This is a genomic window from Microvirga arvi, assembly GCF_016892765.1.
In the GTDB taxonomy this organism is placed as follows: domain Bacteria; phylum Pseudomonadota; class Alphaproteobacteria; order Rhizobiales; family Beijerinckiaceae; genus Microvirga; species Microvirga arvi.
On record NZ_JAFEMD010000030.1, the window covers coordinates 1 to 19511 of the forward strand.

17 protein-coding genes are annotated in these 19511 nt (G+C 62.4%); 4 read left to right on the forward strand and 13 right to left on the reverse strand.

Features of this window, described 5'->3' with window-relative positions; genetic code table 11:
• Positions 1-233: 233 nt before the first annotated feature.
• From ILT44_RS18190 to ILT44_RS18225, 8 genes are all read right to left on the reverse strand, one after another.
• The gene (locus ILT44_RS18190) at positions 234-713 is read right to left on the reverse strand and encodes a GNAT family N-acetyltransferase (protein WP_204241026.1); all 480 of its coding nucleotides are present in this window, start codon (positions 711-713) and stop codon (positions 234-236) included.
• Between the two features lie 91 nt (positions 714-804).
• On the reverse strand, positions 805-2082 hold the full coding sequence (locus ILT44_RS18195; protein WP_204241027.1) for an MGH1-like glycoside hydrolase domain-containing protein: 1278 nt from the start codon (positions 2080-2082) through the stop codon (positions 805-807).
• A gap of 18 nt (positions 2083-2100) precedes the next feature.
• On the reverse strand, positions 2101-3150 hold the full coding sequence (locus ILT44_RS18200; RefSeq protein ID WP_204241028.1) for an ABC transporter ATP-binding protein: 1050 nt from the start codon (positions 3148-3150) through the stop codon (positions 2101-2103).
• An 11-nt stretch (positions 3151-3161) separates the two neighbouring features.
• On the reverse strand, positions 3162-3974 hold the full coding sequence (locus ILT44_RS18205) for a carbohydrate ABC transporter permease (RefSeq protein ID WP_372441182.1): 813 nt from the start codon (positions 3972-3974) through the stop codon (positions 3162-3164).
• 44 nt (positions 3975-4018) lie between these two features.
• The gene (locus tag ILT44_RS18210) at positions 4019-4870 is read right to left on the reverse strand and encodes a carbohydrate ABC transporter permease (RefSeq protein WP_204241030.1); all 852 of its coding nucleotides are present in this window, start codon (positions 4868-4870) and stop codon (positions 4019-4021) included.
• A gap of 62 nt (positions 4871-4932) precedes the next feature.
• The gene (locus ILT44_RS18215) at positions 4933-6216 is read right to left on the reverse strand and encodes an extracellular solute-binding protein (RefSeq protein ID WP_204241031.1); all 1284 of its coding nucleotides are present in this window, start codon (positions 6214-6216) and stop codon (positions 4933-4935) included.
• A 67-nt stretch (positions 6217-6283) separates the two neighbouring features.
• Entirely contained in the window at positions 6284-7291 is a 1008-nt protein-coding gene (locus ILT44_RS18220) for a LacI family DNA-binding transcriptional regulator (RefSeq protein ID WP_204241032.1), read from the reverse strand.
• A 338-nt stretch (positions 7292-7629) separates the two neighbouring features.
• A complete protein-coding gene (locus ILT44_RS18225; RefSeq protein WP_204241033.1) occupies positions 7630-10797 on the reverse strand; it encodes a tetratricopeptide repeat protein in 3168 nt (1055 codons plus the stop codon).
• 273 nt (positions 10798-11070) lie between these two features.
• Between ILT44_RS18225 and ILT44_RS18230 the strand changes: the two genes are divergently transcribed.
• Complete coding sequence (locus ILT44_RS18230) at positions 11071-12822, forward strand: glycosyltransferase family 2 protein (protein WP_204241034.1); 1752 nt, start codon at positions 11071-11073, stop codon at positions 12820-12822.
• A 114-nt stretch (positions 12823-12936) separates the two neighbouring features.
• Here the strand turns inward: ILT44_RS18230 and ILT44_RS18235 are convergent, their stop codons facing one another.
• Both ILT44_RS18235 and ILT44_RS18240 read right to left on the reverse strand, forming a co-directional pair.
• Positions 12937-13263, reverse strand: a complete 327-nt coding sequence (locus tag ILT44_RS18235; RefSeq protein WP_204241035.1) for an STAS domain-containing protein — start codon at positions 13261-13263, stop codon at positions 12937-12939.
• 5 nt (positions 13264-13268) lie between these two features.
• On the reverse strand, positions 13269-14036 hold the full coding sequence (locus ILT44_RS18240) for a PIG-L deacetylase family protein (protein WP_204241036.1): 768 nt from the start codon (positions 14034-14036) through the stop codon (positions 13269-13271).
• Positions 14037-14355: 319 nt separating this feature from the next.
• On the opposite strand from ILT44_RS18240, the gene ILT44_RS18245 reads away from it, so the two are divergent.
• Positions 14356-14820, forward strand: coding sequence for a hypothetical protein (locus tag ILT44_RS18245; RefSeq protein WP_204241037.1), 465 nt, complete (start codon positions 14356-14358; stop codon positions 14818-14820).
• Positions 14821-14828: 8 nt separating this feature from the next.
• Here ILT44_RS18245 and ILT44_RS18250 read toward each other — a convergent pair whose 3' ends face one another.
• The 3 genes from ILT44_RS18250 to ILT44_RS18260 are packed head-to-tail and all read right to left on the reverse strand — an operon-like array spanning position 14829 to position 17621.
• On the reverse strand, positions 14829-15272 hold the full coding sequence (locus tag ILT44_RS18250) for an ATP-binding protein (RefSeq protein WP_204241038.1): 444 nt from the start codon (positions 15270-15272) through the stop codon (positions 14829-14831).
• Between the two features lie 32 nt (positions 15273-15304).
• Positions 15305-15640 carry an STAS domain-containing protein gene (locus ILT44_RS18255; protein WP_204241039.1) on the reverse strand — a complete coding sequence of 112 codons (336 nt, stop codon included), beginning with the start codon at positions 15638-15640 and terminating at the stop codon, positions 15305-15307.
• A complete protein-coding gene (locus ILT44_RS18260) occupies positions 15627-17621 on the reverse strand; it encodes a PP2C family protein-serine/threonine phosphatase (RefSeq protein WP_204241040.1) in 1995 nt (664 codons plus the stop codon). Before ILT44_RS18260 ends, ILT44_RS18255 begins: the two co-directional genes overlap by 14 nt.
• Before the next feature lie 72 nt (positions 17622-17693).
• Here ILT44_RS18260 and ILT44_RS18265 point away from each other — a divergent pair, with 72 nt between their 5' ends.
• Both ILT44_RS18265 and ILT44_RS18270 read left to right on the forward strand, forming a co-directional pair.
• A complete protein-coding gene (locus ILT44_RS18265) occupies positions 17694-18743 on the forward strand; it encodes an endo-1,4-beta-xylanase (protein WP_239468351.1) in 1050 nt (349 codons plus the stop codon).
• A 153-nt stretch (positions 18744-18896) separates the two neighbouring features.
• On the forward strand, positions 18897-19403 hold the full coding sequence (locus ILT44_RS18270) for a GAF domain-containing protein (RefSeq protein ID WP_204241042.1): 507 nt from the start codon (positions 18897-18899) through the stop codon (positions 19401-19403).
• The last annotated feature ends 108 nt before the right edge of the window (positions 19404-19511 follow it).

The window sequence follows — 19511 nt, forward strand, 5'->3', positions numbered from 1 at the left end:
CCAAAGAGGGCCTTCAGGGCTCCTACTCTGCGTCCGTTCTCCACCTGAAAAGCGCCCAGTCTGGTTGTGGCGTGACAGGCAGTGCGGGAGCAATCGCTTTGATCAATGACCGCATTCAACTCAAAAGCGGGAATTCGGCTAAGGTCCGGAATGTGCCAGAAGGAGACATTCGGGCCATACCTCCCTCACGATGGATCGCACTCTTGTAGAGGCGCAATTCTACGGAAGGATGTTTATGGAGTAGTTCCAGGCTTGGCGGGCCATGCCTCGATCAGGCGCTTGGCGAGAAAGGCGCGGCGATGGCCCTGGGGCCGATCCCCAGGACCATTCGTCAAGCCTCCAAATGGCTCATAACCTAGCCTGATGTAGAAACGTTCGGCTCTTGCGCTGGATGTATCGAGCCATGCCCCGTGGCAGCCGCCCGACCGGGCGATGGTCTCGGCCTCCGCCATGATCCTTGCTCCGAAACCCTGACCCCGAAGCTCCTCTGCGACCCAGAGCATCTTTACATGAAGCCAGCCATAGGATGTGGAGCCGATAAGGCCGCCAACCATGCTTCCCTGGATGTCCCGCGCCACCAGCGTGAGGGGCCTCCCATCGCTGGGAGGCACATTCTGACGAAGTGCTGCGAGAAGTTCGCGCTCAACCTCGTCCGCGAAGGCTCCGTTGGGATCCTCCTCCAGCGATATGGTGATCAGCGTGTAACTCGCCATGCCATTCCAAACTAAATGATCCGGCTCGAGTGATTTGCAGAACGGGACATGAAACACGGCAGATAAGGTGAATCGTCTGCCTTCCACGAGCCTATTGGCGCCCGCCGAGAACAAGATAAGCGGCAGCGGTCCAAGAGAAGGTGTCGCCACCGAGGCCCTCTCCGGTGGTTGGGTCGAAATATTCGCAGAAGCCGGCATTCTCAATGGCGCGAACAGTGGATTGTTCGATTCGGCGGGCGAGGTCCTCCGCCCCGTTGAGGCGCAGCCCGTCCGCGATGAGCCAGTTGATGACGGCCCAGACCGGACCGCGCCAGTAGCGTTTCGGCTCGAAGGCGAGAGAAAAAGCCGGCGTCGAGGGGACGCCGACAGCCATGCCGTCAAGCCAGCGCCCGATCTCCGCCGTGACGGCGCTTCGCTGGGCGTCATCCAGTGTCAGCGCGACGAGGGGGATGAAGCCTGCCTGCGTTGGAGCCTCGATGTCAGCCCCCGAGATCAAGTCGAGGGAGACGAAACGGGAAAGATGGGGACGCCAGCGGCGGGCTAGACCGTCGCCGAGTCTGCGGCGCATTTGCGCCAGCTCGGTTCTATCCTCCTCGGTTCCAAAGGCCTCCGCCAGATGCGTGAGATCGGCTGTGGCCCGTGCGAGAATCGCAGTCATTTGTACATCGGCCACCTTGAAGGGCGCCTTCTTCCATTGCCGCTTCGGGTCCCAGTCGCAATCCCGATAGACATCGACGAGGTGGATGAAGCGCTGGTAATCCTCGTCGCGCGGGCGCATGGAGGCATCCACGTGGCCCGTGTCCTTGCGTCGAATCGCGGTTGTCGTGGTAGTGGGCACGCGGGCGAGCGCCTCATCCCAGGCCGGCGAGTTGTCGCTGCCGCTCTCCCAGGGATGCAGGATCGATACGAGCCCGAGACCTTCCGGATCGCGCGCGTCGAGCCACCAGCGGTGCGAGCGGAGTGCTGCCTGAAACAACGCTTTCGTGCGCGCCTCGGCATCGGCCATGCCGCTCGTAAGGGCAGCCTCGTGAACATGGCGCAGGGCCATGCCGAAGACCGGCGGCTGCGTGATGCCGGATGTTGGAACCCGGTGTCGCGTGCCCCACACGTCCGGACCCGGGAAATAGGTGTCGCTGGGAGCGTGGAACACGATGTGCGGGATCATGCCATCGTCCCACTGACCTTCGACCAAACGCTCGAGCTCGCGATAGGCTCGGTCGACGTCGAAGGTGGCAAATCCCATGGCGACGAAGGCCGAGTCCCAGTTCCACTGAAACGGATAGAGCCGGTCGGTGGGCACCGTGTAGCCGCCGCGGTCGTTGCGCGCGAGGATGGCGTGCGCAGCCTCTTCCATGCGAAGCGTGGTCATGTCGAAGATATCCTTCCCTCAGGGCTGGGCGATCGCGCGTCCGGTGGTGCTGTCGATCCAGGTCACGCGGGCGGGATCGACGGTGAGGCCCACGCGCTCGCCGGGATTCACCTTCGCGATCGGCGGCGCGACGATACGAGCAGGCTGACCGTCGATGGAGCCCGTCAGGAGCAGATGCGATCCCATCGGCTCCACGACGCGGATGTCGAACGGTATGCCGGAGCCATTGGGCGAAAGGCTCGCATCCTCGCCGCGCAACCCGAGTTCCATGTCCTTGCCCGTTGCAGGGCACGGCAGAGCGGCGTCACCGATGCGCGCCGTGCCCTGGCTGCACTGCACCTTGATGAAATTCATGGGCGGCGAGCCGATGAAGCCACCGACGAAGCGCGTTGCCGGCGTCGCGTAGATCTCGAGCGGCGAGCCGATCTGCTCGATCTTGCCGCCATACATCACGGCAATACGGTCGGCGAGGCCCATGGCCTCGGTCTGGTCGTGGGTCACGTAGATTGTCGTGGTGCCGGCCTCGCGCAAGACCGCCTTCAGCTCCGTGCGCATCTCCAGCCGCAGGAGCGCATCGAGATTCGAGAGCGGCTCGTCCATGAGCAGCACGGCAGGCTCGACGGCGAGTGCGCGGGCGACGGCCACGCGCTGGCGCTGGCCGCCGGAGAGTTTGGCCGGATAGCGGTCGAGATAGCTCTCGATGTGAAGCAACGCGGCTGCACGCTCCACCTTGCGCTTGACCTCCGCCTGCTGTGCCTTCTGCATCCTCAGGCCGAAGGCCACGTTCTCGAATACGGTCATGTGCGGGAAGACGGCATAGTTCTGGAACACCATCGCCAATCCCCGCTTGCGCGGTACGAGGTTGCTCACATCCTGTCCGCCGATCACGATGCGGCCGGAGGTCTGGGTCTCAAGGCCTGCGATGATGCGCAAGAGCGTGGTCTTGCCGCAGCCCGAGGGGCCGAGCAGGGCTACGAACTCGCCGTCATTCACGGTAAGGGAGACCTCCTGCAGAGCACGGAAGGTGCCGAATTCCTTGACGACGCGATCGATGACGATATCAGCCATGGGGTGATCCGTTACTTGCTGGCGATGCCCCACACCGCGAAGAGATATCGTCTCACCGCGAAGATGAAGAGCACGGAGGGGATGATGAGGATGAATCCGCCGGCGAAGCGGTAATGCAGGGGGCTCTCGGCAAGAATCCGAAGCAGGTAGGCGGTGAGCGTCCGCTCACGCACGGTGAGGATCGAGGCGGCGAAGACCTCGTTCCAGGAGATGACGAAAGCGAAGATCGCGGTTGCGGCAAGACCCGGCAGCGCCAGCGGCAGAACCACCTTCATGAAGGCCTGGAAGCGGGTGCAGCCGAAGACCCAGGCCGCCTCCTCATATTCGCGCGGGATCCCCATAAAGAGGCTTTGCGTGACGAGCACCGCGAAGGGCAGAGCCAGCACCGTGTGAATGAGGGAGACGCCGAATGGCGTGTCGTAGAGGCCGAGGCGGATGAAGGAGACCGTGAGCGGCAGCGCCAGGATAGCGAGCGGGAAGGCGCGCGTGAGGAGAACGAGGAGACGATAGACGTTCTGCCCGCGGAAGCTGTAGCGTGCCAGCGCATAGCCCGCCGGGGCTCCCAAGAAAACAGAAAACAAAACGGTGAGCCCAGCAGCGATGAGCGAGTTGACGAGCGCGTTGAACACGCCCTCGATGGCGAGGAACTGCGTCATCGCCGCGAGCGACAGGTCCGTGGGCCAGATGGTTTTGGGCCAGCGGAACACGCCGAGCCTGCCGCCGAAGGCGCCAAGCGCGACGAAGTAAATCGGCACAAGCACCCAGGCAAGCAGCACCGCAAGCCCTGTCCAAAGCAGAAGGCGCCGGGCCGAGGGAAGGGTCATGCTTCGGCTCTTGCCGGTCTGTGGGAGTTCGGCAGCTTGAATTGTCATGGGAGCTGCTCCGGACGTGTTCTCAGGACACGCAGGTAAACGGCTGTCGCGGCGAGCGAGATCGCCATGATGAGCACTGCGTACGCTGCAGCGATGCCGTAGTTCTGGTTGTCGTTCTGCCAGACATAAGCCTCGCCGGCGAGAACGGGGAAATTACGTCCACCCAGCGCATAGACGACGGCGAAGACCTCGAAGGCGAGCACCGTGCGCAGGATCAGCGCCGATTGCAGGCTGGGCTTTAAAAGCGGCAGGGTGATCCTGGTGAAGCGCGTCCAAGGCTTCGCGCCGAAGATTTCCGCAGCTTCCGAAAACTCCTTCGGGATCAATTGCAATCCTGCGATCAGGATCACCAATACGATCGCTGTGGCGCGCCAGAGTTCGGCGAGAACGATGGCGAAGAACAAAGACCAGGGCGTCTCCTGAGATAGCCAGCCCGTCGGCCCCTCGATCAGTCCGAGCGCATAAAGAGCGGAGTTCAGATAGCCGGTGTTCTGAAGCAGCGCGAGCCAGGCAAGGCCCGCTGCAAGATCCGAGATGCCGAGCGGGATGGTAAGCACCCACAGAACGAGATCGCGGCCCTTGTCGAGCTTCGTCACCATGGTGGCCATGGCGAGCGCCAGCACCACCTGGAGAGGCACCACCACGAGGGTGAGCAGGAAGGTGTTCTTGACGGCGAGCGAGAAGTTCAGGTCGCCCGCCATGCGCCGGTAGTTCTCCAGCGAAAGCGCGTCGCCGGCGGAGAACGACAGCCAGATCGTCTGCACGAGCGGCATGAGAAACAGCGCGGCCAGAAAAGCAACCGAAGGTGCGATCAGCGCATAGGGAATCCAGGATGTGCGCGCAGGCATCAAGCCCTCCACTTGCGAAGGGGAAGCCCGGCGAAGCCATCTCCGCCGGGCCGTGTCATCGGTTACTGAACGGAGCAGGCGCCCTGGCTCGGCTTGTCCGGAGCCCAGCACGGTGCGCCGGTATCCTTCATGAGTGCATCGAGAACCTTCGCCTGAGCCTCAAGCACGTCCTTGACCGGCTCGTTGCGCAGCACGATGCGCTGGAAGCTGTCCGTATAGACCTTGTTGAACTCGCCGCCCTTGGCGCCGAGGCCTACAGGCAGAAGGGAAACAAGGGCGTCCTTCGCATTCTGCGTAGCGGCCACCGCTCCGGCGAGCAGCTTGATGCCGGGCGCGAGGTTCGGCGGAAGTTCCGCCTTCACGACCGGGAAGAAGCCGACTTCGGCGGCGGTCGCGAGCTGCGTCTCGGGCTTTGTCATGTGCTCGATCACAGCGACGGCGCCAGCGCGGTTCGGTGCATCCTTTGGAATCGCGAGACCCGCAATCACCGGCATGTAACCGCGCCCCTTCGGGCCCGCCGGGGCCGGGAAAGCCACGAACTGATCGGGCTGCAAGGTGAGCGCCTCCTTCACGCGAGCGATGTGATCCCACGCGACCCAGACCTCGCCGGCGAGCAGCGGTTCCTGCATGAAATTGTAGTTGGTGGAGTTGGGGCTCGATACCGCCCAAAGCTCCTTTAGCGCGTTCCACCCGGCTTCGGCATCCGCCGACTTGAAGGTCGTGACCACGCCGCCCGTGAAGGACGGATAGAAATAGCCTTGGAAGAAGCGCGGCATGAGGCCTGTCGGGCCGGCCGGGAAGCCGAGACGGCGCTGGCCGGTCTTGTCGACGATGTTCTTGCCCCATTGCTGCAGCTGCGCATAAGTGAGGCTGTTCACGTCCGCGCCCGCCGGCAGGTATTGCAGCGCCTGCTTATTGGCGACCATCACGTAGGTCGCCTGCATCCACGGGATGTATTGCTGCTGGTTCGTGCCGAGCTTGCCGAGGTCCATCAGGCTTGCCGGAATGCCGCGATCCGTCAGTTTTGCGGCCACGTCATCGACCGGTTGGAGATCGGCTGGAACATGGGGCTGGAGCTCGCCGTGCAAGGCGCCGACGACGCTCGCGGTGCGCTTGCCAGCCTGCGTTTCGGCCTTCATGCGGACAGCGAAGGCCGGGGGCTCGTCCACCACGTAAGTGGTTTTGCCCGACAGGCCTTTCAGCAGAACCTCACGAACCTTCGTGGCTTCCTCGATCGGGCGAAGCTGCGTCGAGTAGAAGATGGTTTCCTGCGCCTGTGCCACGGTAACCCCTCCGAAAAGAGCGGCAGCGGCGGCGATGGCGCGAAGCGATACCGGATGCGTCATGTCCTTCCTCCATCGGTCCCTTCTTGATGCCGCTCGACCCGGGGCCGGAAGGTCGAGAGCATTGGGCTCAGTTCACGGGTCCGTGGGTGGTCCTCGGAACCTGCCGAACCGGCAGAATTGTCTGCAGCTCGCGACTGTCGCGCCCACCTAGGCGAGCGATCAGCATCTCCGCCAGCTGCCGGCCCACATCGGGAGCGGCTATTTCCATGGTCGAGAGCGGCGGATCGGTGAATGCCGCAGCGGGCAGATTATCATGGCCGATCACGGCTATATCGCGTCCAGCCATGAGGCCCCTTTCCTTGAGAGCGCTCAACGCACCAATCGCCATGCTGTCGGTGGCGCATAAAAGAGCTGTCGGAGGGGTGCTCTGCTGCATGAGCCGTCGTGCGGCCTCGTAACCACCCGCTTCCGTCGGCTGCGCCGTGAATTCAGGCCTGTCTGCGAAGCCGACTTCTTCGAGCGCTGCCAGCCAGCCCTTGCGGCGGAGATGCGCGAAGGCCAGATCCTGCGGAGCCGCAATATGAGCGATGCGGCGGTGTCCCAGGGATGCCAGATGCCGCGCGGCGTCTCGAAAACCAGCCTCGCCATCTCCGTCGATGAAGGCGTGCTCATCGGGCCGGGCGGTGCGGCCATGGGTGACGAAGGGGATGCCGCGTTCCTTCAGGAAGGCCACGCGCTCATCGTCCAGCCTCGTGCGCACCACGATCACCGCATCGGCCCTTCGACCGTCCAGAAGCCGCCGGTAGGTCTCCATCTCCTCCGCGCGGCCGGCGGTCGGCAGCAGCATCAGATCCAGACTCTCCTCGGCGAGCCTCTGGCCGCAGGCCGCCAGCATGTTCAGAAAGGTCGGCGGGCCGAACCGTCCCGGCTCTGTCGGCAGGGTCACCGCCACCGCATCGGCCCTGCGCCGACGTAGGCTGCGAGCTGCAGAATTCGGTTGGTAGTGAATAGCCTGTGCGGCCGCCCGAACACGCTCTCGGGTCGCCGGTGCCACATCGGAATAGCCGTCGAGAGCCCGCGACACTGTCGTGATCGACAAGCCCAGCGATTGCGCGAGGTGCTTCAGGCTCGACACAGGGAGCGACCTCTCCTTGAACGGAAATAGATTCCCAAAACGTTTTGGAAAGTCAAGCTAGAGGACCGAAACCCACGATATGGGGCAACACTGATCGAGAGCAGATCTGAGGCTTTCTGCCTGCATTGAGTTTTGCTGCTTGGCAAAACTCAAATTACATTCCGCTTCGAGCTCACGCCCTATTACGATCCTGAGATGGAGCAAACACCTCCATCATACCCTCCGAGCCGAAGGTCTGCTCTGGATCAGAAGACAGCATAGAGCGGAAATTTTATGTCACGAGGATCAGGATGATCGGCATGCGTTGCTCCCTGCAGTGATGCGCTTGGGAGAGCTGCCTACCACCTGATCCTCAGCTCACCGCCCATGGACCAGCGGCTGAACGGCTCATCGTCACCGAAGGCAAAGTTTCCGTCGTCCTCGGAGGAGCGCGCATAGGACACGAGGTGGCTTGCGTAGAGGGCGAAGGTTGCCTGCGAGGTGAAGTCGTAGTTCAGGCGTGCGGCAGCATAGGAGACGAAGCCTGCCTCCCCGGGCTCGCTCCAGCCGTATCCGGCAGCTCCCTGAAGATCGAACCACCATCTCTCAGCCAGCGGGCCATAGAAATGGACGCTCGCCTCCAAGGATTGGTAGCGATCCGGATTCCAGTATCCGTGATCGACGACGTTCTTGAAATCGAAAGCCGTGTAGCGCGCGCCCAGCCAGAAATAGGGATTGGCCGTAAAGCGCTTGGCGAATTCAACCTGCCCCCAGGCACGCTCGTTGCCATCGGAATAGCGGCTATAGATCGCCTGAGCGCCGAAGCGGGTCGCATTGTCCGGCGTCACAAGCACGTTGAAACCGAAATCGTTCGCCAGAACATCGTTCACGATCGAACGTGTGTTCTCGTCCGCGTAGCGGCGCGTGAGGGCAAGGTCGAACCGGAGCAGGTCCGATGGGATCAGGCTCAAACTCGTTTCGTAGGTCAGCGTGACATCCTGATCATCACCGTCAGGACGGTTGCGCCGCGTCTCCTCTTCGAGGTTCAGGAAGAGCAATGATGTGAGTGCGACATAATCGTTAAACCTGTGCAGGCCCGAAACACCGATGCTGTACAAGTCGACGCTCGGGAATTCATCGCCGCGGTAGCGCAGGAAGCGGGCCAGAGGCCCGAATGTCGTCAGACCGTCGTTGAAGGTCAGCTGATGGGATGCCTGCAGCGACCAGATCGCAAGATCGTCCGAGCGGCGGGCATACCAGCTCTCGATCCGCGTCAGGGGCCGGCGCTCGAGATAGAGCTGATCGAGCAGCGCCAAAGCACCGGGATCTCCGGGTTTTTGCGCCAGGACGGCCTTCGCGAAGTCCTCCGACAGATCTGGCCGTCCCATCTCCCGCCGCGCCTGTGCCGCAATGAAAAGCGTTGCGGGATTCCGATCACCGCTGGCGATCAGGGGCTCGAGCCGGGCCAAGGCGGCCCGGGGAAGGCCCATGGACCTCTCGGCCGTTGCCGCGCCGCGGATCGCCTCCACATTGCTGGGCTGAAGGGCAAGGACCACCTCGAAATCGGCCAGGGCAGCCCTGTGGTCCGTGATGTCGTTGAGGGCGTTGCCGCGCCCGATGAGTGCATCGACGTCATTGGGGTTCGATGCGAGGATCTCGCTGAAGACTGGGATCGCAATCTTCTGCTGGCCGCTCCAGGCCAGCGCACGGGCAAGCCCGAGCTGGGCGTCCCGTCTCTCACGCGCATTCAGATCAGAGCGCTGAAGCACCTCCTGGAAGAGAGGAATGGCCCTCAACGGCTGACCCGCATAGAGAACCTGCTCCGCATATTCCCGCAGCAGCTCCCGGCGCCGCCCCGGCATGACGGCCAAGGCGCGCTCGAAGAGGTTCACCGCTTCCGCATTGCGGGCTTGTCCCGCAGCCTGGCGAGCCGCGCCCACAAGCGCATCGGAGAAAGCCTTGCGGGTTTCCTCGTCGCGCGGGTTCTCCCTGTACAGGAGCTGCCAGGCTGCGATGGCTTCGCGAAACTGGTTGCTCCAGAGAAGCGCGAAGGCAAGGCCCCGGCGCACGCGCCGACGCTCCGCCTCAGGGCGCTGGCCATCGCGCAGGGCCTCCCGGTACAAAGGCACCGCACCCGCCAGATTGCCGGAATAGGCGACCTGATCGGCATATTCCGGCAGGAGTTCCTGGCGTCGTTGCGGAGCGGTTTCGACGGCTCTCAGGAAGAAGGCGGCGGCATCGGCGTTGCGGGTGCGTTCGGCCGATTGCCGGGCGGCACCCACATAGGCATCGGAAAGCGCCTTGCGCGCTTCCGCGTCGTTCCGATCCGTCCGCAGGATGTCGCCCCAAGCCTCGATCGCCGGCTGGAACTGGCTGCTCCACAGGAGCGCGAACGCCAACGAGCGGGTCGCCTGCTGACGTTCCACCGGAGAAAGGTCGCGGCGGGCGAGAACCTCGCGGTAGACGGGAACGGCCCTTCCCGGCTCTCCGGAGAAAGCGAGCTGGTCGGCATACTCGCGACCGATCTGATTGCGTTTGGACGAATCGAGCGAAATCGCTCTCTCAAAGAGCGAAACCGCTTCTTTGTTGGCGCCGCGTCCTGCCGCCTCTTGGGCCGCGGCGATCGCTGCGTCGGCGGGCGAGGCAGGAGCGGCGGGCGCTTGCGAAGACGGGGCTTGGGATGGAGCGGGCTGGGAAGGCTGCCCTCCTTGTGCACGTCCTCTCTCGCGGCCGGCATGGGCCTCCGCAAGTCCCTGCCGGACCTGAGCATCATCCGGAGATGCCCGCAGCACATCCTCAAGGGCCGCGATGGCGGGCGAAAACTGGCCGCTCCACAGCAGGGCAAAGGCCAATCCACGCCTCAGGCGACGCTGCTGTTCCTCGGGACGGCTGCCGTCCCGCAGGGCCTCGCGGTAGAGGGGCACAGCCTGGTCCGGCTGGCCGGCATAAGCCGTCTGATCGGCGAATTCCGGCAGCAGCTCCTGGCGGCGCTGGGGCGCCGTCTCGATGGCACGGCCGAAAAGCGTCCTGGCATTCGCATTGTCGGAGCGTTCCCCTGCCTGTCGGGCTGCCCCGACGAAAGCGTCGGACAGCGCCTTCCGGGCTTCGTCGCTGCCGGGATCCGCCCTCAGACGAGCTTCCCAGGCGGGAACCGCTTCCTGAAACCGGCTGCTCCACAGGAGAGCGAAGGCTAGACCCCGCTCCGCCCGTTCCCGGTTTGCGGCGTCGAGGCCGGGGTCGGTCAGACGCTCACGATAGAGCGGCACGGCTTCTGCGGGGCGGCCGGAATAGGCAATCTGATCCGCATATTCGAGCAGGAGCTCGCTTCGACGCTCGGGAGCAGCGGTGATGGCCTGCTCGAAGAGACGGGCAGCCTCGCGGTTGTCGTTGGTGGAGGCCGCCTGCCGAGCCTGCTCCAGCAGTTCCTGAGCGGATTGAGCGAGAGCGGACGACACGCCCAGCCCGAGCCCACAGAGGAAAACGAGGCTTGCGAACCGGGTCCGAAGAGCAAGCCTACGCTGATGCATCGTCACAAAGTCTCGAATCACAATTTCAGGAGGGGCAGTATCTGGATTTTGCCCTTATGGCAGGTAAAGATCGGATTTGGCGATAGCACCGCCTCACCTCACTTTCTTTCCTAGAAAATAACCTGCTTTCTTCCCTGAGCCAGTGGCTTCGCCTTAAAACTTTGTTCGGAGACGTCCTGCTTGTCCCGCCCCTCTTCCCGTTTCCAAACCCAAAAGCCCTGGACTCCACTGCCGTATTCTCCCTTCCATGAAACAATATGGCAGTTTCTCTGCGTGTCGAGCCTTGTCTTTGGAGCGTGGTACATCGGCTGGCGGTGGCTTGCCTCGATCAACTACGGCGCCCTGTGGTTCTCGATCCCGCTCCTGATCGCCGAGACGGGCTCCTTTATCGGCCTCGTCCTCTTCACGGCGAATCTCTGGACTGCGCGGTCCCCGGTGCGGGCTCCTCTTCCGGGCACAGTCCACGACTGCACCGACCACCCGGACATTCCCGACAGGCCCGTCTCCGTGGATGTCTTCTTCGCCACCTACAGCGAGGACCCTGAACTCGTTCGGGTCGGCCTGCAGGCTGCCAAGAAACTCACCTATCCCTATCCGATCGATCTGCAGGTTCACGTCCTGGACGATGGCAAGCGCCCTGCCATGGAGGCGGTGGCACGGGAAGAAGGGGTGAACTATCTCACCCGCTCCGACAATGTGGGCTTCAAGGCCGGCAACCTCAGAAATGCCATGGCCTCCACGTCCGGAGATTTCATTCTGATCTGCGATGCCGACATGCATCCGTTTCCCACCTTCCTGGAGGAGACGCTCGGCTATTTCAGGGATCCGAAGGTTGCGTGGGTCCAGACACCGCACTGGTTCTACGACATCCCTCCAGGCATACCGTTGCCGGCCGTGCTCGAACGCCGGCTCGGTGCCTTGGGTCGAGGGGTCGGCCGGGCGTTCGAGCGCGTCTTCGGGCCGGTTCAGGTCGGGGAGGATCCGTTCGCCAACGATCCCCAGCTTTTTTTCGACGTCATTCTGCGCCGGCGCAACTGGGCGAATGCAAGCTTCTGCTGCGGCGCGGGTTCAATCCATCGCCGGGAGGCCGTCATGGAGGCGGCTCTTCGCCAATGGTCCGATCAGGTCGCAGCTGCAGCCGGGCGCCATGAAAAGGCCGCCCGCCAGCTGACGGGCGAGCAGGCCATCACCGATTCGATCAGCGATGTCATGCGCTGGCAGAGTGCGCTGGAGGAGGAGTTCCAGCCCTACAAGTTCCACGTCTCGGAAGACATCTACACGTCCATCGTCCTGCACAGCGACCGGGAACGCGGGTGGAAGTCGGTTCTGCATCCCGTGGTTCAGGCGAGGATGCTGTCCCCCAACGATCTCCTCAGCTGGACGATCCAGCGGTTCAAATATGCGGGCGGGACCCTGGACATCCTCGCCCACGACAACCCGCTGTTCCGGCGCGGGCTGACGCTGCCGCAGAAGCTCATGTACGGATCGACCTTCTACTCGTACCTGGCTCCGCTCTGGAACATCGTCTTCCTCATCTCGCCCATCGTCTTCCTGGCCTCAGGCATCGCTCCCGTCTCGGGCTACTCGCTCGATTTTTTCGTGCATATCGCGCCGTTCCTGCTGCTCAACGAGCTGTCGCAGCTTGTCGCCATGTGGGGCAACTCGAACGCCAAGGGCCGCGCCTGGTACCTCGCCATGTTCCCGCTAAATCTTCAGGCGCTCTGGGCCGTCGTGCGGGGGCACAAGATCTCATTTCCTGTCACGCCCAAGGACCGGCAGGTCGGAACCTATGGCCGTCTCGTCAGATGGCAGATCGCGCTGGTCGTCGCTACCCTGGGCGGTCTCGTCTGGGGCTGGACCGCCTATGGGATGGGACGCGAGGGCTATACGCTCGGAGCCATGATCGCCAACACCCTCTGGGGCTTGAGCAATGCCCTGTCGATGCTCCCCGTGATCCGGGCTGCCTATTGGCAGCCCGATCCCGAATTCGAGGCTGCTATCGTTGAAGGCGCGCTGCCGTCCTAGCGCATTTTTCGGCGAAGTGAATCCGGTTCGCCGCCAAAAATGCGGCAAGCCAAACAAGAGATGACTCCACGTCAGTGGAAACAGCTCCAAATGTCGGTGACCGACGTCGACACCTCAGGCCCATGCGGTTTCGAGCGTGCCGGAAATGATGAACACCCGATCGAGGGTCGTCAGGCGCAGCAGACGCTGCGCCTGGGCGCTGGGTGCGATAAGGCGCAGGTCACCCTCGGCTCTGCGGGCAGCCTTGAGGCCGGACACAAGGGTGCCGAGCCCGGTGCTGTCGATGAACGAGACCTCCGAGAGATCAACGGCAAGACGGCTTCTTCCCTCAGCCACTGCGTCCTTCAGGCGAGCCAGGACATGAGGTGCCGCAGCGGCGTCCAACCGCCCAGAGAGGCGGACAAGGGCGATCCCCTGCTCCGTTTGCTCGATTTCAACCATGACCTCTATCCACCGTGCGGATGAACCGGCCAGAACCGCTCGGCGGGCCCGGCATCGCCGCCTGTCTCTAGCGCGAATTTGGTGACGGTTGTTCTAAAATCCGACGTAAACCGGAAGATCACGGGAACCTGGGATTGGTAGCACGCGATCGAATCGAGGCGTTTCTGGAGGGTCTGTGCGATGGGGACGACGACAGGATCGCCGACCGCCTCTCCCAGGATCGCCAACCGCGCCTCGACCCCGGCGGGCGTATGGATCGCATAGGGGCAGTCTTCATAGGCGTGGACCCTGACGCCCGCAGACGCGAGATGGCGGCCGGCCTCGAACACCAGCTGGTGATCCACGTGGGAGCCGACGCCCAAAGGAACGAAGACCTGCATATCGTCGCGCCACTCTGGCAGCTCCCGAACTTCCTCCGCAAGATGCGCGGCGAGTTCGAGCTCCTCGGCTTTCAAAGCACCGAAGAGCTCGGGGTCGGACCTGTAGCGCTCTCCCCGGTAGATGGCATCCGGCAGGCCGAGCCAGCGAACGGAGGAGCCGAGGGTGCGGGCGGCCTCCGCATCCTCCTTGCGGCGAACGGCCAGGACCTGCTCCGCATCGGTGACCTTCCACCGCTGATGCTTCCAGGCCGCGAACTCACCGACCAGCTCGCCGGCAAATACCGTCACCATGCGCGGTTCATGCCCGCTCTCCGCCAGAAGAGCCAGAGTCCCGCCACAGGACAGGGGAACATCGTCATAATGCGGCTGGATGAAGAGCGAGGGTCCGAACATGGGAGAATTCATAAGTCTACTTCACTCGATTTGGCCAATCCCCCACCTGACCTAAGCTCCAAGAGCCTTTTTGGCCGGACGGGCGAATCGCCCGGACGCATAACCCGATTTGAGAAAGACCGCACCAAGGTGCGACTGCCTGTGGCGGCAATGCTGCCGCCGGTCAAATGTTACTCGATTTCGATAAAACAAGTGATGCTCGCTCCCACCGGGGCGGCATCTCTCTTGCATTCTCCGGCGTCGGGCGATTAGTTTTCGAGCCTCTTTCCCACGGCGGATCCGTGTCGTACTGCGTTCCAAGCTTACCGGAGGCTCAACGTTGATTTTCAGAGAAGGCCTCCTCAAGGCCCGAGGGCAGATCACCTTCATTGCGGCGCTGGCGATCTCGACGGGAATCATCATCTATCTCGAGACCCTCGATACGGAAGAGCGGATCCAGGGCCGTGTTGCAGCTGAGCTCGCACGACAGAGGAATGCTCCCCCGAGCATTTCGCCTGCAATCGACGCAAGGGTGAGAGCCAACCTTCAACGGTCGGAAGAGGTTTATTCCGCTGAGCCGGACGCGGCGGTTTCCCGCGCGGCTTTGCTGGTATCCCTTGCTTCCGCGGTGCAGCTCAGCATCCTGAAGCCCGAGGATGGCTTGACGAGGGTCCAGAGGATCATTGCCGACATGGAGCGCCAGAAAGGCGAGGTTACGCCCGTGCTCGTCTCCGCCTTGGGCGCTGCAGCTGTCGCTTTCCCTTCGCTGCAGGGCAGGATCGCAGGTCTGGCTTCTGCACCGTAAGCCGGAGGCTATCTCGACCGTTGATCGATCCGCTTGACCATGCGCAGGCGGTTCTCGGATTCGCTTGAATGATACTCGACCTCGTCCATGTTCATGCGGATGAGCGCCAAGCCCATGCCGCCCTCGGGGATGTCGGCGAGATCGGTTTCGTCGAAGGCGAAGGCGTCCTCCGAGGCCTTGTCGAGCACCTGAGCGGGCATGGGGGGAGCATGATCGATCACCTCGATCATGACCTGATCGGCCTGAAGCCCGACCGCCACCTGGACGTCCTTGCCACGCTCCCCATGGTATCCGTGCTTGATGACGTTGTTGATAGCCTCGACGAGGCTGAGCTCCACCGCATCCTGGTCCTCCGGACTCAGCAGATCCTCGCAGAGGGCCCGCACGGCGCGGGCGAGGAGCGACACCTTGTCGAGGTCGCTATCGATTGAGAGGCTGATGGAGGAAACCATCGTGGCTCTTTCTGCGCTTTGGCGCGGATGGATCAAGCAGAAAGCTGTTCGACCGCGGCATCCACATTCGGGTGAAGGGCGAAAACCCGGTCCATGCGGGTGAGGGTGAAAAGGCGGCTGACGGCTCCCGTGGCCCCCGCAACCGCCAGGCTCCCCCTCGGCCCGAGGCGCTTGAGGCAGGAGACGAGAGCGCCGAGGCCCGAGCTGTCGATGAATTCGACATGGCTCAGGTCGAGAACGATCTGATTCTGCCCGGCTTCGATGCACTGTGTCATCTTCTCCTTGAAAGCCGGGGCTTTGCTGGCATCGATCCGCTTCTCCTCAACCCGGATGACGAGAATATTACCGCGGAGGTCAGTGGACAGCATTCGCAGGGATCCTTTCGGCCAGGCGCTCCAGCATGAGAACGCTCAAGTCATCGTCCAGGGTTTCAGAGCCCCGCCAGTTCCGCAAGACCTCATCGAGCCGGTCAAGCAGCACGGAGCTTGGCTCCGCGGCGGTATCGCGCACGAGAGTGCGCAAGCGCGCTTCGGAAAACTGCTCGCCGTCCTGGCCTTCAGCCTCGACCAATCCATCCGAGTAGACGAAGAGCCGGTCACCCGGCCCAAGGTCGAACTCGACTCTTTCGTAAGAAGCGGCAGGGATCATTCCGATAGGGAACCCTCCGTCGCCGATTACCTCCACGGTCCCATCGGAACGGATCACCAGCGGCGACGGATGGCCCGCTTGAATGATGCTGGCACGCCGGGAGCGAGCATCGATCTCGCCCAGGATCATCGTAAAATAGGGCAGATCCTCCGGCCATTCCTCGTTGATATGCACGGCGATCTCTTCAAGCGGCGTACCTTGGGTCCGCGTCAAGATCGCCTGCGACAGGGCATGGTGACAGGCAACGGACACAAGAGCAGCCGGAGCACCGTGGCCGGCAACATCGACTTGGAAGAATCCGACCGCGCCGTCGTTGCGCCGCACCACGTTGTAGGTGTCGCCGGCAATGAGACTCGAGGGGCGGAACAGGCCGCGATATTCAACACCCTCGACCGTCGAGGATGGCGGAAGCATTGTTCTTTGAATGACCGCAGCAGCCTCAAGATCCTTCTGAAGCTGGCCGTAGGCATCACGCAGGCGGGCATGGAGAACTTGCTTCTCGTTCTGGGTCCTCTGCCGCTGAATCGCATTGGCTTTGAAGACCCGAAGCGCGTCGTTCATCTCCCCGATTTCGTCCGCCCGAGTGGAACGTGGCAGGGGAATTTCCAAATCATTATCCGCCAGCCTGAGCATGGCCTGACTGAGGCCTTCCAATGGCTGAACCACCCGTCGGCGTACGACCAGGATGCTGGCGAGCACGGCCGTTGCCCCCAGCAGGAGCAGGGCAGACCATAGGGCCACCAATCTTTGAGCGCGACTCAGTTCCGCTTCAAGCCGATCCCGCGAACTGCCAAGGAGTTCCTGCTGCATCAGCGCGATGCTGCTGAGAGTTCTCCCTGTCGATTCATACCATTCCTCAGGGCCCAGCGCGGGCGGCACTTTTCCAAGGAGAGCGGCCAACAAAGTTTTTTGAAGAGGTGCGAAGGTGGAGCTGTAATTCTCATGGGTCGATGAAACCGCCTTCTTGACGCTCTCGCCCAGCGACGCGGCCATTTGGCCGGAGATCAGCTCCCACGAGAGCTCTGCGCGCCCGGCGTTCTGACTGATCGCGTTAACCTCGAGAGCGCCGATGTCCGTTGGATTTCCAAGAGCTCGGCTCATCAGCGCCTGATTGCGGGCAATGCTCTCACTGAGGATTGCCCCGAAGGTTCTCAAATTGGCCTCGGTTCGGAGGATTGGGTCCAGAGGCCTTTCCCGTTGCAGAATGGTCATTCGCGATGACTGCAGTTCTTCGACGAGGCGCGTCGCCTCCTGGAACCAGCGCGGCGCGAATTTCTCGCCCCTTGCCCCCTCCGCTGGCCCCAGATAGTCGTCCGCCTGCTGCCTGAGGGCCGTGATCTCCCGGCGAATCCGCGATAGGGACTCCAGGTTGCTGCTGGTGTTGATCAAGGATCCCTGTGTTGCCGCGATCTTGCGCTCGGCTGCGCTCAACAGATCATCGACCTGTCGTCGCGTATCGCGGAGTTCCATGACACCGCTGGCTGCGTTTCTTTGCCCGATGAGCAGCACATATGTCTGGCTGCGCTCACTGGCCATGGCATCGGTGCCAAGCAGAAGCTGCTCCCGGACGGTATTTGACGCCACCATCCTTTGCGCGGTCTGATATTCGAGCACTTCGTCCCGAATCTGAGACGCGACAGCGATCAGCAAGGCAGCGCCGAGGATTGCCGTCAGGATCAACAGGATGTGGCGGATCTTCATCGATGGAGTCTGTAGCGGTATCTATGGGACAGGACTATGCCTGTAATATCGTTTTGGGACTAGGAATAGATGATGCAGCATGAGCCAAAAGCAAACAGCTTGTCGAGCGCTGCTGCTCAGAAGGGTCTGCTTTTCGGCACTGCTCTTTGCACCTCCGATCTTCAGTTGCAACCTCTCGCCGACGCAATCTTGCACAATTGCAACATCATAACGCCTGAATACGAGATGAAATGGGATGCCATTGCTCGAGATTCAGGCCGATCCGACTACTCCGCCTCCGACCAGTTGATGACGTTCTCCTCGGCAAACGGGCTGGCACTCCACGGGCACGCGCTCTGGTGGCATGAGGCGGTTCCGTCCGCACTTCGGAACGCATCCGGGAAGCGCTTCTCCGATGCCGCACTGGATCACCTGCGGACGACGGTGACCCGGTATGCCGGACAGGTGCATTCCTGGGATGTTGTGAACGAACCCCTGGAGCCCGCCCACGATCGAGGGGATGGCCTGCGCGCAACGCCCTTTCTTGGCGCCTTTGGGCCTGAATATATCGAGACCGCCTTCCGCCAAGCATCGCTTCTCGACCCCAACGCCGTTCTCGTTCTCAACGAAATGGGACTTGAATACGTCTCACCAGCGGCCGAGCGGAAGCGCCGGCAGATGCTCGCTCTGCTCGAGCGGGAGCTGGGCAGAGGCACTCCGATCGGCTGTCTGGGCATCCAGTCGCACCTCACCGCCTTGGAGCAGCCTCACGATCATCCGGAGCTGCGCGGCTTCCTTCGTGAAGTTCGCGGACTGGGCCTGAGCGTCATGGTCACCGAGATGGATGTGTCGGATCACCTTTGCCCCCGGGATCGGAAGCAGCGCGACGCCATCATTGCCGATACGTACCGGGGATATCTCGATCTCGTCCTCGACGAGGTCAGGGTTCTTGCCGTGAGCACCTGGTGCCTGTCCGACAACCGGACTTGGCTGAATGGTTTCCACCCCAGGCCCGATGGCGCCCCGCAGCGACCGCTTCTCTTCGACCGGGCCATCCGAAAAAAGCCGGCCTGGCACGCCGTCAAGGCTGCCCTCCTCCACGAAGGGCAAGGCGCCTCCGACCCCGTTCAGGCCTCACAATAGACAGGCATTAACGCAAATAGGGTATTGGATAATCCGCGGCTTACCTTCAGCTGGATCCTGGATTATGAGAGTATCATAGTTACTGCCTGTTACGTCCCGTCACGATTTCCTTCTTGGAGGGGCCTCAGCGAGAAAGTCGTAGGATCCAGAGCCATGTCCTTTCCGGTCGGTCCCCATGAGGAAGAGCGTCTGCGGATTCTCCTGGAGACCGGCGCTCTTGATTCCGAAACAGACCCAATCTTTGACAGGATCTGCGACGAAGCCTGCCTGCACTTCGATGTCCCGATTTGCACGCTCACCCTGCTCGACCAGGCCCGACAGCGCATCAAGGCGGCGCAGGGCATAGAGCCGGGTGAAACGCCGCGGAATGTTGCCTTCTGCAATTATACGATCCTGAGTGACGACGTTTTCGTGGTCCCGGACGCCCTGGAGGACGAACGCTTCAAGGACAACCCTTTCGTCACAAACCACCCCTTCATTCGCTTCTATGCGGGCGCCCCTCTGATTTTCCTGGAAAATATCAGGCTTGGCGCCCTGTGCCTGCTCGATACGAAGCCCCGCTCGTTTTCCCGCGGCGACAAGGCCGAGTTGCAGCTTTATGCGGCCAGGATCGTACGAGAGATCGCCGCGCAGGAATTCGAAAAAGCGGACCGCCGATAGGCAGATCAATCGTCATGTCCGGACGCGGCAAAGACCTGATGAGCAATCCACAAATGCTGAAGAGGCTGACGTCAGCAGCGGGAAATCTGCGACGGGTCACCGCAGATC

Excerpts from the sequence above, each read along its gene's own strand:
- ILT44_RS18255 (WP_204241039.1), bottom strand. The coding sequence starts at position 15,640 with ATGCTGTCCACTGACCTCCGCGGTAATATTCTCGTCATCCGGGTTGAG.
- ILT44_RS18250 (WP_204241038.1), bottom strand. The coding sequence starts at position 15,272 with ATGGTTTCCTCCATCAGCCTCTCAATCGATAGCGACCTCGACAAGGTG.
- ILT44_RS18240 (WP_204241036.1), bottom strand. The coding sequence starts at position 14,036 with ATGTTCGGACCCTCGCTCTTCATCCAGCCGCATTATGACGATGTTCCC.
- ILT44_RS18205 (WP_372441182.1), bottom strand. The coding sequence starts at position 3,974 with ATGACCCTTCCCTCGGCCCGGCGCCTTCTGCTTTGGACAGGGCTTGCG.
- ILT44_RS18200 (WP_204241028.1), bottom strand. The coding sequence starts at position 3,150 with ATGGCTGATATCGTCATCGATCGCGTCGTCAAGGAATTCGGCACCTTC.
- ILT44_RS18215 (WP_204241031.1), bottom strand. The coding sequence starts at position 6,216 with ATGACGCATCCGGTATCGCTTCGCGCCATCGCCGCCGCTGCCGCTCTT.
- ILT44_RS18210 (WP_204241030.1), bottom strand. The coding sequence starts at position 4,870 with ATGCCTGCGCGCACATCCTGGATTCCCTATGCGCTGATCGCACCTTCG.
- ILT44_RS18195 (WP_204241027.1), bottom strand. The coding sequence starts at position 2,082 with ATGACCACGCTTCGCATGGAAGAGGCTGCGCACGCCATCCTCGCGCGC.
- ILT44_RS18235 (WP_204241035.1), bottom strand. The coding sequence starts at position 13,263 with ATGGTTGAAATCGAGCAAACGGAGCAGGGGATCGCCCTTGTCCGCCTC.
- ILT44_RS18265 (WP_239468351.1), top strand. The coding sequence starts at position 17,694 with ATGCAGCATGAGCCAAAAGCAAACAGCTTGTCGAGCGCTGCTGCTCAG.
- ILT44_RS18270 (WP_204241042.1), top strand. The coding sequence starts at position 18,897 with ATGTCCTTTCCGGTCGGTCCCCATGAGGAAGAGCGTCTGCGGATTCTC.
- ILT44_RS18225 (WP_204241033.1), bottom strand. The coding sequence starts at position 10,797 with ATGCATCAGCGTAGGCTTGCTCTTCGGACCCGGTTCGCAAGCCTCGTT.
- ILT44_RS18260 (WP_204241040.1), bottom strand. The coding sequence starts at position 17,621 with ATGAAGATCCGCCACATCCTGTTGATCCTGACGGCAATCCTCGGCGCT.
- ILT44_RS18190 (WP_204241026.1), bottom strand. The coding sequence starts at position 713 with ATGGCGAGTTACACGCTGATCACCATATCGCTGGAGGAGGATCCCAAC.